The organism is Rouxiella badensis (assembly GCF_002093665.1).
GTDB classification, from domain to species: Bacteria; Pseudomonadota; Gammaproteobacteria; order Enterobacterales; family Enterobacteriaceae; genus Rouxiella; species Rouxiella badensis.
Window position 1 is genome coordinate 151,282 of the sequence record NZ_MRWE01000002.1, and the last position, 13,364, is coordinate 164,645.

A 13,364-nucleotide genomic window follows, 5' to 3' on the forward strand; every position below is an offset into this window, starting at 1 on the left:
AAGTGTCTGAAGTATTGACCCAGGTTATGAATTCCCGTCAGGAGATAAGGGTTATAGAGATGGACAAATTGGTTAGAAAAATGAAAGTGTGAGCCAGACTGCACTTCGCTGCTGCGCCAATTTAGCGGCATAAAAAACCCGGCGCGGTGGCCGGGTTGAATGTCACAGACTCAGAGAGTGGCTTACTTACTGACAATGCCTGCGGTATTGCTGTTCTTGCCTCTGAGCCTATAGCTGATGCCCAGAATGATCAGCCATACCGGGATCAGAATGACCGAAATCTGGATGCCGGGCGTCAGGTACATAATCACCAGAATACCGGCCAGGAACAGCAGGCAAACGTAGTTACCCAACGGGTAAAGCAACGCTTTGAATTTCGGCGTGACCCCTTCACGCGTTTTGGCCTCACGGAACTTCAGGTGCGCCAGACTGATCATCGCCCAGTTAATCACCAGTGCAGAAACCACCAGGGACATGAGGATTTCAAAGGCCTCACCCGGCATCACGTAGTTAATCACCACGCAAAGCGCCGTTGCCAGTGCCGAAACGCCGATAGCGACATAAGGCACGCCGCGACGGTCAACCTTGAGCAGCGACTTAGGACCGTTACCCTGTTTAGCAAGACCAAAAAGCATGCGGCTGTTGCTGTACACGCAGCTGTTGTAGACCGACAGCGCGGCGATAAGCACGACGGCGTTCAGCAGCGTAGCGACCAGCTTACTGTCCAGGGCATTAAAGATAAGCACGAACGGGCTGCCGCCTTCGACAACTTTGCCCCATGGGTAAAGTGACAGCAGCACGGCCAGCGAGCCGATATAGAAAATCAGGATACGGTAGATAACCTGATTGGTGGCCTTAGGAATGCTCTTTTCCGGGTTGTCGGCTTCGGCTGCGGTAATGCCCACTAGCTCAAGTCCACCGAAGGAGAACATGATAACCGCCATTGCCATCACCAGTCCCTTGATGCCATTCGGGAAGAATCCACCCTGCGCCCAAAGGTTGGTGACTGACGCCTCTGGCCCGCCGTGGCCGCTGGCCAACAGCCACGCGCCGAAGACAATCATCCCCACGATCGCGACCACTTTAACCAGCGAGAGCCAGAACTCCATTTCGCCGTAAATTTTTACGTTGGTCAGGTTGATGGCGTTGATGAGCACGAAGAACACCAGAGCAGAGACCCAGGTCGGGATCTCAGGCCACCAGTACTGCACGTAGATACCAACGGCGGTCAGCTCTGCCATCGCCACCAGAACGTATAAAACCCAATAATTCCAGCCTGACGCGAAGCCGGCGAAATTGCCCCAATATTTGTAGGCGAAGTGACTGAATGAACCTGCAACAGGTTCTTCAACTACCATTTCTCCCAATTGGCGCATGATCAGAAATGCTATCAACCCGCCGATAGCGTAACCGAGCAGAACGGAAGGTCCTGCCATTTTTATCGTTTGGGCGATCCCCAGAAAAAGCCCGGTGCCAATTGCGCCACCTAAAGCGATCAGCTGAATGTGGCGGTTTTTCAATCCACGCTTCAGTTCTTCGCCATGCTGCCTATCACTCATTTCCCGATCCTCTGTCGTAAGGGAAAAGTTAAAATTCGGCTTAAAACAGATGCTGTAAGCCGAAGATTACATGTTTTGTATCTAATTATTTACGGCTGCAATGCGGCAAAAAATCAGCATGAACTACCGTTCGGCCAAGAATAGTGTTATGCGAAAAAGTTTGCACCTGCTTTATTGAATTAGCGCCTAAGAAACGCGCAAACCGATCAAAAAATTGCCTCTTAAGAGCAAAATGTGATCCAGGGCACGTTTAAAAAAGAAATGCTAAATATTTGTTAAAATGTGCGGGATAAGCCGTTTTAAGACCGGCCCGATATGGACACCAGAGGAATACTTTGTTACTTTACGGCCACGTTTTTTAAATTGGTATTACCAATTTACTCCGAGCTCGTCACAGACCGAAAAGGCAGATAAACGTCCCTATGGCCTACAGTAAAATACGACAGCCGAAGTTATCTGACGCGATTGAGAAGCAGTTGGAATCTCTGATCCTTGAGGGCACACTGCGTCCTGGTGAAAAACTTTTGCCCGAACGCGAGTTGGCGAAGCAGTTTGAGGTTTCGAGACCTTCTCTCAGAGAAGCTATCCAGCGTCTTGAAGGCAAAGGGCTCCTGTTGCGTCGTCAGGGCGGTGGCACATTCGTCCAGAGCAACCTCTGGCAAAGCTTTAGCGACCCTCTTGCAGAATTACTCTCAGACCATCCTGAATCGCAGTTCGATCTCCTTGAAACCCGTCACGCACTCGAAGGTATTGCCGCATATTATGCCGCACTGCGAGGGACGGAAGAAGATTTAGAGCGCATTCGTGACTGTCACGTAGTGATTCAGACGGCACAGGACAGCGGCGATCTCGACGCAGAAGCCGATGCCGTTATGCAGTACCAAGTGGCTGTAACAGAAGCCACGCACAATGTGGTGCTGCTGCATTTGCTGCGATGCATGGGACCGATGCTCGAGAAAAACGTCCGACAGAATTTTGAATTGCTTTACTCGCGCCGCGAAATGCTGGCGATGGTGAGCAACCACCGCGCCGGTATATTTGCGGCGATTGTTGCGCGGGAGCCTGAGAAAGCCCGTGAAGCATCGCACCGTCACTTGGCGTTTATTGAGGAAGTTTTGCTGGATCTGAGCAGGGAGCACAGTCGTCGTGATCGTTCACTACGTCGACTCCAGCAACGTAAAGAAGAAAATTAAACTCTGGGTAATCCTGGCTGTCTGCATACCCATGCCCGAGGTTTGGGCTCCGAGAATAATTTTGGAAGCTTTTATGCTCTCCCGTGGGAGCGGAAACTAAACTGACGGGCCTGTCTTCGTGCGTTTTTTGCACCAGGGCGTTGCAAGAGAGCGCAGGAAGACAGGCTCCAGATAAACCAACGTATTAGAGACAGATAAGGAAAAGCACCATGTCAGAACGTGTAAATAATGACGTGGATCCGATCGAAACTCGCGACTGGCTACAAGCGATCGAATCGGTCATCCGTGAAGAAGGTGTTGAGCGTGCACAGTTCCTGCTAGACCAGGTTCTGAATGAAGCACGTAAAGGCGGCGTGAGCGTTGCAGCTGGTGCTGCAAGCCGTAACTACATCAACACCATCGCTGTTGAAGACGAACCTGAGTATCCGGGTAACCTGGAGCTGGAACGCAACATCCGTACTGCAATCCGCTGGAACGCGATTATGACCGTTCTGCGTGCATCCAAGAAAGACCTGGAACTGGGTGGCCACATGTCATCATTCCAGTCTTCTGCCGCTATCTATGAAGTGTGTTTCAACCACTTCTTCCGTGCGCGCAACGAGCAGGACGGCGGTGACCTGGTGTACTTCCAGGGCCACATCTCTCCAGGCGTGTACGCCCGTGCCTTCCTCGAAGGTCGTCTGACCGAAGAGCAGATGAACAATTTCCGTCAGGAAGTTCACGGTAAAGGTCTGTCCTCCTACCCGCACCCTAAACTGATGCCTGAATTCTGGCAGTTCCCGACCGTCTCAATGGGGCTGGGTCCAATCGGTGCTATCTATCAGGCTAAATTCCTGAAATACCTCGACCACCGTGGTCTGAAAGACACGACCAACCAGCGCGTTTATGCGTTCCTGGGTGACGGTGAGATGGATGAGCCAGAATCCAAAGGTGCGATCACCATCGCGACCCGTGAGAAACTGGACAACCTGTGCTTCATCATTAACTGTAACCTGCAACGCCTCGACGGCCCGGTTACCGGTAATGGCAAAATCATCAACGAACTGGAAGGCATCTTTGCGGGCGCTGGCTGGAACGTTATCAAGGTCATTTGGGGCAACCGTTGGGACGAACTGCTGCGTAAAGACACCAGCGGCAAGCTTATCCAACTGATGAATGAAACCGTTGACGGTGACTACCAGACCTTTAAATCACGCGACGGTAAATACGTGCGTGAACACTTCTTCGGCAAATACCCAGAAACCGCTGAACTGGTCAAAGACATGACCGACGAGCAAATCTGGGCGCTGAACCGTGGCGGTCATGATCCTAAGAAAGTCTTTGCTGCCCTGAACAAGGCGCAGAACACCAAAGGCCAGCCTACCGTCATTCTTGCCCATACCATCAAAGGTTACGGCATGGGTGAAACCGCTGAAGGCAAGAACATTGCCCACCAGGTTAAGAAAATGAACATGGACGGCGTACGCTACATCCGTGATCGTTTCAGCGTGCCTGTCAGCGATGAAAACATCGAAAAACTGCCTTACATCACCCTGGAAAAAGACTCTGCAGAGTACAAATACCTGCACGAACGTCGCCAGGCGCTGAAAGGCTATCTGCCGACGCGTCTGCCAAAATTCACTCAGAAGCTGGAAATGCCGAAACTGGAAGACTTCTCTCAGCTGCTGGAAGAGCAGAAGAAAGAGATCTCTACCACCATCGCCTTCGTCCGTGCGCTGAATGTGATGCTGAAGAACGAATCGATCAAAGATCGTCTGGTGCCGATCATCGCCGATGAAGCGCGTACCTTCGGTATGGAAGGTCTGTTCCGTCAAATTGGTATCTACAGCCCGAACGGCCAGCAATACACCCCGCAGGACCGTGAGCAGGTTGCTTACTATAAAGAAGACGAGAAAGGTCAGATTCTGCAGGAAGGGATCAATGAACTGGGTGCGGCTTCTTCATGGCTGGCAGCGGCAACGTCGTACAGCACCAACGACCTGCCAATGATCCCGTTCTACATCTACTATTCCATGTTCGGTTTCCAGCGTATCGGCGACCTGTGCTGGGCAGCGGGCGACCAACAGGCGCGCGGCTTCCTGGTCGGTGGTACCTCGGGTCGTACGACGCTGAACGGTGAAGGTCTGCAGCACGAAGATGGTCACAGCCACATTCAGTCGCTGACTATCCCTAACTGTATCTCCTACGATCCGGCTTATGCCTACGAAGTGGCGGTCATCATGCATGACGGTCTGGTTCGTATGTACGGTGACGCGCAGGAAAACATTTACTACTACATCACCACGCTGAACGAAAACTACCACATGCCAGCCATGCCGGAAGGTTCGGAAGAAGGTATTCGTAAGGGTATCTACAAGCTCGAAACTCTGGAAGGCAGCAAAGGTAAAGTGCAGCTGTTGGGCTCAGGCGCAATCCTGCGTCACGTGCGTGAAGCGGCTCAGATCCTGGCGAAAGACTACGGCGTTGGCTCTGACGTTTATAGCGTGACCTCCTTCACCGAACTGGCCCGCGACGGTCAGGACTGCGAACGTTGGAACATGCTGCACCCGGCCGAAAAACCACGCGTACCTTACGTGGCTCAGGTGATGAACGACGCACCGGCTGTGGCGTCTACCGACTACATGAAGCTGTTCGCAGAGCAGATCCGTAACTTCATTCCTGCCAGCGAGTTCCGCGTACTGGGCACCGACGGTTACGGCCGTTCTGACAGCCGCGAAAACCTGCGTCACCACTTCGAGATCGATGCATCTTACGTGGTGGTTGCTGCACTGGGCGAATTGGCCAAACGTGGCGAGATCGATGTGAAGGTTGTGGCAGAAGCCATCACCAAGTTTGGCATCGATGCTGACAAAGTTAACCCGCGTCTGGCGTAAGAGGTAAAGACAGATGGCTATTGAAATTAATGTACCGGACATTGGTGCCGATGCAGTAGAAGTCACCGAAATTCTGGTGAAGGTGGGCGATAAAGTTGAGGCCGAGCAGTCACTTATCGTCGTTGAAGGTGATAAGGCGTCAATGGAAGTCCCTTCTCCACAGGCTGGCGTGGTGAAAGAAATCAAAGTTGCGGTCGGCGATACCGTCGAGACCGGCAAACTGATCTTCGTGTTTGATTCTGCGGACGGTGCTGCGGCACCGGCTAAAGCGGAAGAGAAACCGGCTGCCAAAGAACAAGCGAAAGCAGAATCAAAACCTGCTGCCGCCGCTTCAAGCGAAAGCAAAGAAGTTAACGTACCGGACATCGGCGGCGACGAAGTTGAAGTCACCGAGATCATGGTGAAGGTGGGCGACAAAGTTGAAGCTGAACAGTCGCTGCTCACCGTTGAAGGCGACAAGGCCTCAATGGAAGTGCCTGCACCTTTCGCCGGTACCGTGAAAGAAATCAAAATTGCAGCGGGCGATAAAGTCAGCACCGGTTCTCTGATTTTTGTATTTGAAGTTGCAGGCTCTGGCTCTGCGGCACCTGCTCCCGCTGCGGCTGAAAGCAAAGCGGAAGAGAAACCGGCCGCTGCCCCTGCTGCGTCTGGCAGCAAAGAAGTTAACGTACCGGACATCGGTGGTGACGAAGTTGAAGTCACCGAGATCATGGTTAAAGTGGGCGACAAAGTTGCCGCCGAACAGTCATTGATCACCGTTGAAGGCGACAAGGCCTCAATGGAAGTGCCCGCGCCGTTTGCCGGTACCGTGAAAGAGATCAAAATTGCAGCGGGCGATAAAGTCAGCACCGGTTCCCTGATCATGGTGTTCGAAGTAGAAGGCGCTGCGCCGGCTAAGAAAGAAGAAGCGGCTGCCCCTGCCAAACAGGAACAGAAAGCGGCGGCTCCAGCGCCTGCTGCCGTTGCCGAGAGCAAAGGCGAGTTCTCAGAGAACGATGCTTACGTTCATGCAACGCCGGTTATCCGTCGTCTGGCCCGCGAATTTGGCGTAAACCTGTCCAAAGTGAAAGGCAGCGGTCGTAAAGGCCGTATCCTGCGCGAAGACGTTCAGGCTTACGTGAAAGACGCCGTGAAACGTGCAGAAGCTGCACCGGCTGCCGCTGCGGCGGCTGGCGGTGGTCTGCCGGGCATGCTGCCATGGCCGAAGGTTGATTACAGCAAGTTTGGTGAAATCGAAGAAGTCGAACTGGGCCGCATCCAGAAAATCTCTGGTGCTAACCTGAGCCGTAACTGGGTCATGATCCCGCACGTTACGCAGTTCGATGAAGCGGATATCACCGAAGTTGAAGAATTCCGTAAGCAGCAGAACGTTGAAGCCGAGAAGAAGAAACTCGACGTCAAGATAACGCCGCTGGTGTTCATCATGAAAGCCGTTGCCAAGGCGCTGGAAGAGTTCCCACGCTTCAACAGCTCGATTTCTGCCGATGCTCAAAAGCTGACGCTGAAAAAGTACATCAACATCGGTGTTGCTGTTGATACGCCTAACGGCCTGGTGGTTCCTGTGTTCCGTGACGTCAACAAGAAAGGCATTGTTGAGCTGTCCCGCGAGCTGTCGGTTATCTCCAAGAAAGCCCGCGACGGTAAACTGACTGCCTCCGACATGCAGGGCGGCTGTTTCACTATTTCCAGCCTCGGTGGTATTGGCGGTACGGCGTTCACGCCTATCGTCAACGCACCGGAAGTGGCGATTCTGGGCGTTTCCAAATCGTCCATCAAGCCGGTCTGGAATGGTAAAGAGTTCGAACCACGTCTGATGTTGCCGCTGTCTCTGTCCTTCGATCACCGCGTCATTGACGGTGCTGCCGGGGCACGTTTCGCTGCATACATCGGTACAATAATGTCAGATATTCGTCGTCTGGTGATGTAATTGTTATAAGGCCGGCACGTAGCCGGCCTTGTTTTTGACACGGATCTTGTTGTCTTTCATAGATGACAAGGTTGTTGAGACTCAGGTCACCCGAAGTTTGTTTGCAGATTTTTAACAATTCTGTAAACTTCTGGCGGTGTATGCGTCCCGGTGGATGATGGGCGTTGCGTACTGCATTCGCGAAATTACGAATGTGCTTTAAGTAAACGTCTGACCCGCCGGACAAACAATTAAGAGGTCATGATGAGTACAGAAATTAAAACTCAGGTCGTGGTACTTGGGGCTGGTCCTGCAGGCTATTCTGCCGCTTTCCGTTGCGCTGATTTAGGTCTTGAAACCGTTCTGGTTGAACGCTATTCCACTCTCGGTGGCGTTTGTCTGAACGTAGGTTGTATCCCTTCCAAAGCTCTGCTGCATGTAGCAAAAGTGATTTCCGAAGCTAAAGCTCTGGAAGCGCACGGCATTGTTTTCGGTGAGCCAAAAACCGATATCGACAAAGTTCGTCTGTGGAAAGAAAAAGTCATTAACCAGCTGACCGGCGGTCTGTCTGGTATGGCGAAAGGCCGTAAAGTCAAAGTCGTGAACGGCTTGGGTAAATTTACCGGCGCGAACACCCTGGTTGTTGAAGGCGAAAATGGTGCAACTACCATCAACTTCGACAATGCCATCATTGCCGCAGGTTCTCGTCCAATCACTCTGCCATTCATTCCACATGATGACCCACGCGTTTGGGACTCTACGGATGCGCTGGAGCTGAAAACTGTCCCAGAGCGTCTGCTGGTTATGGGCGGCGGTATCATCGGTCTGGAAATGGGTACCGTGTATCACGCCCTGGGTTCAAAAATCGACGTGGTCGAAATGTTTGACCAGGTGATCCCGGCTGCCGACAAAGACGTTGTTAAAGTCTTTACCAAGAAAATCAGCAAGCAGTTTAATCTGATGCTGGAAACCAAAGTCACCGCCGTTGAAGCGAAAGAAGACGGTATCTATGTGACGATGGAAGGTAAAAAAGCGCCAGCTGAACCCCAGCGTTACGACGCAGTGCTGGTGGCTATCGGTCGTGTGCCTAACGGCAAACTGCTGGACGCAGGCGCTGCCGGCGTTGAGGTTGACGAACGTGGCTTTATCCACGTTGATAAGCAAATGCGTACCAACATTCCACACATCTTCGCTATCGGCGATATCGTCGGTCAGCCAATGCTGGCACACAAAGGTGTGCATGAAGGTCACGTGGCCGCCGAAGTTATCTCCGGCAAGAAACACTACTTCGATCCGAAGGTCATTCCTTCAATTGCCTACACCGAGCCAGAAGTTGCCTGGGTGGGTCTGACCGAGAAAGAAGCGAAAGAGAAGGGTATCAGCTTTGAGACTGCGACCTTCCCGTGGGCGGCATCAGGTCGCGCGATCGCTTCCGACTGTGCAGATGGCATGACCAAGCTTATCTTCGACAAAGAAACTCACCGCGTTATCGGTGGTGCGATTGTCGGGACCAACGGCGGCGAGTTGCTGGGTGAAATTGGCCTGGCCATCGAGATGGGCTGTGACGCTGAAGATATCGCGCTGACCATCCACGCTCACCCGACTCTGCACGAGTCTGTGGGTCTGGCAGCAGAAATCTTTGAAGGCAGCATCACTGACCTGCCAAACCCGAAAGCCAAGAAAAAGTAATTTCAGGTTGAAGGTTATAGAACGGCTCCTGAGAAGGGGCCGTTTTTTTTGTGTCTGTTTTTATTGAGTTATTGAGTGAAGTCAGTCAGTTTATAACGCCTGATTGTTAGGATGGGCAAACAGCGCCTTCATATCATCCGACATCGCAAAGTCCATATTCAGATTTTTAGGCGGAACCGGCTGCAAGAACCAGCGGGTATACCACTTCGCCGCCTCGCCCGAGGTCTGTGCACTGGCAATAGTGTCATCAACCAATTTCTCGAACTGTGGATCATCTTTACGCAGCATGCAGCCGTAGGCTTCACGTGACTGAGCCGTGCCGATAATCTCCCAGTCGGAAGGTTTACGTGCCTTGGCGCGGTCACCGGCCAGCAGGGCGTCATCCATCATAAAGGCCGATGCACGACCCGTTTCCAAGGTATGGAACGCCGACGCGCCTCCTTCCTGCGCACTGATAATGCGCATCTGCATCTTTTTATCGCTGTTCATTTTATTGAGCAGAATTTCTGAGGTGGTCCCGCCGGTCGTTGAAACAGTCTTACCGTTGAGGTCAGAGAAGTCTTTGATCCCCGAACCTTTCTTGACCAGCAGCTTGGTCCCGACGATAAAAATCGTATCTGAGAAGGTCACCTGTTTTTGCCGCTCAGGGTTGTTGGTGGTTGAACCACACTCAAAATCATAGACGTTGTTTTGCAACAGGGGGATGCGATTCGGTGAGGTGATCGAGATAAATTTTACAGTAATATTTTCTTTATTAAGACGTTTTTTAATCGCTTCAACAATCTTGGTCGAATACTCCTGCGAGTAGCCCATGATTTTATCGCCATCGTCTTTATAGGAAAAAGGCACGTTCGACTCACGGTATCCTACGGTGATCAGGTTCTGTTGATCAATTTTCTTTAATGTTCCTGTGAGCGCCTCGGCCTGAGCATAGCCACAAACTAACGTCGAGCAGAGCAGGAGGGTGTGAATTTTCTTACGTGACATTTTCCTTCCTTATTGATCCAAAGGTAAAAATTGCACCACTTTCATGAGAAGTGTTATGCAAACCTCAGGCCATGCTCTTTAATTTTTCATTTTTGTGAGATGTCGCAGGCGTGGGGCCGACCACGTAAAAAACAGTGTCGAAAAGCCCTTTAATAAATTATGGTTAATGCCTTGTGGCGGGAACCGCATTGAAAGGCAGAGGATTGCACTGTGCTCAACGATTCAGCAAATATTTTATGTTGCTTTTTTGTGAACGAATTAACAAGCGCGTCAAACCCTGCTATGCTGCCACAGCGCAACCGGGGACTGTCGTCGCTAAGCGTTCAGGATGTTTCGCTTCGCCTCACACAAGACGTGCCCGCCGTGATCCGACCATCGGCCACATTCAAACCCCATTTCCGGGTGCTGTAACCCATTGGGTCAATAGCTGATTGATGTCGGAGCCCAGGCCCAGCCTGGACATAATAAATGACAATGAGAGCGAGGAGAGAGTCGTGCTAGAAGAATACCGTAAGCACGTAGCCGAGCGTGCCGCAGAGGGAATCGTCCCTAAGCCACTCGATGCTTCACAAATGGCCGCACTGGTTGAATCCCTGAAGAACCCGTCTGAAGGTGAAGAAGAAACTCTGCTGGACCTGCTGATTAACCGCGTACCACCGGGCGTTGACGAAGCCGCTTATGTCAAAGCCGGATTCCTGGCAGCCGTTGCCAAAGGCGAAACCACATCTCCGCTGGTTACCCCTGAAAAAGCCGTTGAACTGTTAGGCACCATGCAAGGTGGCTATAACATTCATCCGCTGATTGAAGCGCTGGAAGACGAAAAGCTGGCGCCTATTGCCGCTAAAGCGCTGTCTCATACTCTGCTGATGTTCGATAACTTCTACGACGTCGAAGAAAAAGCCAAGGCCGGTAACGCCTACGCGAAACAAATTCTCCAGTCATGGGCCGACGCAGAATGGTATCTCGCTCGTCCAAAACTGGCCGAGAAAATCACCGTAACCGTCTTTAAAGTTACCGGTGAGACCAATACCGACGATCTGTCTCCTGCGCCAGATGCCTGGTCACGTCCTGATATCCCACTGCACGCGCTGGCGATGCTGAAGAACGAACGTGAAGGCATCCATCCGGATCAGCCTGGCAGCGTCGGTCCTATCAAGCAAATCGAAGAGCTGAACAAGAAAGGCTTCCCGCTGGCCTACGTCGGCGATGTGGTCGGTACGGGTTCATCCCGTAAGTCTGCGACCAACTCTGTGCTGTGGTTCATGGGGGACGATATTCCTTACGTGCCAAACAAGCGCGGTGGTGGTGTTGTTCTCGGCGGTAAAATCGCACCTATCTTCTTCAACACCATGGAAGATGCTGGGGCGCTGCCAATCGAGGTTGATGTCTCTGACCTGAATATGGGCGATGTCATCGACATTTACCCTTACAAAGGCGAAGTGCGTAACCACGAAACCGACGCCGTTATCGCAACCTTCGAGCTTAAAACTGACGTTCTGCTGGACGAAGTCCGCGCCGGTGGCCGTATTCCTCTGATCATCGGCCGTGGCCTGACGACCAAGGCACGTGAAGCACTGAAGCTGCCAACCAGCGATGTGTTCCGTATCGCAAAACCTGTCGCAAGCAGCACCAAAGGCTTCTCGCTGGCACAGAAAATGGTAGGCCGCGCCTGTGGCGTTGCAGGTGTCCGTCCTAACGAATACTGCGAACCGAAAATGACCTCGGTAGGTTCCCAGGACACCACCGGTCCTATGACCCGTGATGAGCTGAAAGACCTGGCCTGCCTGGGCTTCTCAGCCGACCTGGTGATGCAGTCATTCTGTCATACCGCGGCTTATCCTAAGCCGGTTGATGTGACCACGCACCATACGCTGCCTGACTTCATCATGAACCGTGGCGGTGTTTCACTGCGTCCGGGCGACGGTATCATCCACTCGTGGCTTAACCGTATGCTGCTGCCAGACACCGTCGGAACCGGTGGTGACTCCCACACCCGTTTCCCAATCGGTATTTCCTTCCCGGCGGGCTCCGGTCTCGTGGCCTTTGCTGCGGCGACCGGCGTAATGCCACTGGATATGCCTGAGTCGGTGCTGGTTCGCTTCAAGGGTAAAATGCAGCCGGGTATCACGCTGCGTGACCTGGTGCATGCCATCCCTTACTACGCGATTCAGGAAGGCCACCTTACCGTTGAGAAGAAAGGTAAGAAAAACCTGTTCTCCGGCCGTATTCTTGAAATCGAAGGCCTGCCAGAGCTGAAAGTCGAGCAGGCATTTGAACTGGCCGATGCCTCGGCAGAACGTTCAGCCGCTGGCTGTACGATCAAGCTGGATCAGGCGCCTATCAAAGAATACCTGAGTTCTAACATCGTGCTGTTGAAATGGATGATCTCTGAAGGTTACGGCGATCGCCGCACCATTGAGCGTCGTATCAAAGGCATGGAAGAGTGGCTGGCGAACCCGACGCTGCTCGAAGCCGATGCTGACGCAGAATACGCGGCGGTGATCGAAATCGATCTGAACGAGATAAAAGAGCCTATTCTGTGCGCACCGAACGACCCAGACGACGCACGTCTGCTGTCGAGCGTGGCCAACAGCAAAATTGACGAAGTGTTCATCGGTTCGTGCATGACTAACATCGGTCACTTCCGTGCGGCCGGTAAGTTGCTCGACAGCCACAAAGGTGCGCTGCCAACTCGCCTGTGGGTTGCGCCGCCGACCAAAATGGACGCTGCTCAGCTCACCGAAGAAGGCTATTACAGCGTCTTTGGCAAGAGCGGTGCGCGTGTAGAGATCCCGGGCTGTTCCCTGTGCATGGGTAACCAGGCTCGCGTGGCAGACGGCTCGACGGTGGTTTCAACCTCGACGCGTAACTTCCCGAACCGCCTGGGTAACGGCGCGAACGTCTATCTGGCCTCGGCCGAGCTGGCAGCGGTTGCCTCCCTGCTGGGACGTCTGCCAACGCCTGAAGAATACCTGACCTACATGGAGCAGGTTGATAAGACAGCGGCAGATACTTACCGCTATCTGAACTTCGACAAGCTGTCCGAATATACCGATAAAGCTGACGGCGTGATCTTCCAAACTGCCGTGTAAATCGTTATATTGCGCCACAGAATACCAGGGAGGCTTCGGCCTCCCTTTTTTATTCCTCTATTTTC

7 protein-coding genes are annotated in these 13,364 nt (G+C 52.6%); 5 read left to right on the forward strand and 2 right to left on the reverse strand.

What is annotated here, in order from left to right; all coding sequences use genetic code 11:
* Positions 1-182 precede the first annotated feature (182 nt).
* Positions 183-1,559 carry an amino acid permease gene (locus BS640_RS01955; protein ID WP_017489954.1) on the reverse strand — a complete coding sequence of 459 codons (1,377 nt, stop codon included), beginning with the start codon at positions 1,557-1,559 and terminating at the stop codon, positions 183-185.
* Between the two features lie 422 nt (positions 1,560-1,981).
* Between BS640_RS01955 and pdhR the strand changes: the two genes are divergently transcribed.
* The 4 genes from pdhR to lpdA all read left to right on the forward strand — a co-directional run bounded on the left by pdhR (position 1,982) and on the right by lpdA (position 9,220).
* Entirely contained in the window at positions 1,982-2,752 is a 771-nt protein-coding gene (gene pdhR, locus BS640_RS01960; protein WP_017489955.1) for a pyruvate dehydrogenase complex transcriptional repressor PdhR, read from the forward strand.
* A 209-nt stretch (positions 2,753-2,961) separates the two neighbouring features.
* Positions 2,962-5,625 carry a pyruvate dehydrogenase (acetyl-transferring), homodimeric type gene (gene aceE, locus BS640_RS01965; RefSeq protein WP_017489956.1) on the forward strand — a complete coding sequence of 888 codons (2,664 nt, stop codon included), beginning with the start codon at positions 2,962-2,964 and terminating at the stop codon, positions 5,623-5,625.
* Positions 5,626-5,638: 13 nt separating this feature from the next.
* Positions 5,639-7,552 carry a pyruvate dehydrogenase complex dihydrolipoyllysine-residue acetyltransferase gene (gene aceF / locus BS640_RS01970; RefSeq protein WP_084911732.1) on the forward strand — a complete coding sequence of 638 codons (1,914 nt, stop codon included), beginning with the start codon at positions 5,639-5,641 and terminating at the stop codon, positions 7,550-7,552.
* Positions 7,553-7,795: 243 nt separating this feature from the next.
* Positions 7,796-9,220 carry a dihydrolipoyl dehydrogenase gene (gene lpdA, locus BS640_RS01975; protein ID WP_017489958.1) on the forward strand — a complete coding sequence of 475 codons (1,425 nt, stop codon included), beginning with the start codon at positions 7,796-7,798 and terminating at the stop codon, positions 9,218-9,220.
* 90 nt (positions 9,221-9,310) lie between these two features.
* On the opposite strand, the gene BS640_RS01980 is transcribed toward lpdA, so the two are convergent.
* Positions 9,311-10,207 (reverse strand): glutamate/aspartate ABC transporter substrate-binding protein, encoded by an 897-nt coding sequence (locus tag BS640_RS01980; RefSeq protein ID WP_084911734.1) that lies wholly within the window; start codon positions 10,205-10,207, stop codon positions 9,311-9,313.
* 494 nt (positions 10,208-10,701) lie between these two features.
* On the opposite strand from BS640_RS01980, the gene acnB reads away from it, so the two are divergent.
* Entirely contained in the window at positions 10,702-13,299 is a 2,598-nt protein-coding gene (acnB, locus tag BS640_RS01985) for a bifunctional aconitate hydratase 2/2-methylisocitrate dehydratase (RefSeq protein ID WP_017489960.1), read from the forward strand.
* Positions 13,300-13,364 lie beyond the last annotated feature (65 nt).

Bases quoted from the DNA above. Each gene is read 5' to 3' on its own strand.
- aceF (WP_084911732.1), top strand. From the start codon at position 5,639: ATGGCTATTGAAATTAATGTACCGGACATTGGTGCCGATGCAGTAGAA.
- aceE (WP_017489956.1), top strand. From the start codon at position 2,962: ATGTCAGAACGTGTAAATAATGACGTGGATCCGATCGAAACTCGCGAC.
- BS640_RS01980 (WP_084911734.1), bottom strand. From the start codon at position 10,207: ATGTCACGTAAGAAAATTCACACCCTCCTGCTCTGCTCGACGTTAGTT.
- lpdA (WP_017489958.1), top strand. From the start codon at position 7,796: ATGAGTACAGAAATTAAAACTCAGGTCGTGGTACTTGGGGCTGGTCCT.
- BS640_RS01955 (WP_017489954.1), bottom strand. From the start codon at position 1,559: ATGAGTGATAGGCAGCATGGCGAAGAACTGAAGCGTGGATTGAAAAAC.
- pdhR (WP_017489955.1), top strand. From the start codon at position 1,982: ATGGCCTACAGTAAAATACGACAGCCGAAGTTATCTGACGCGATTGAG.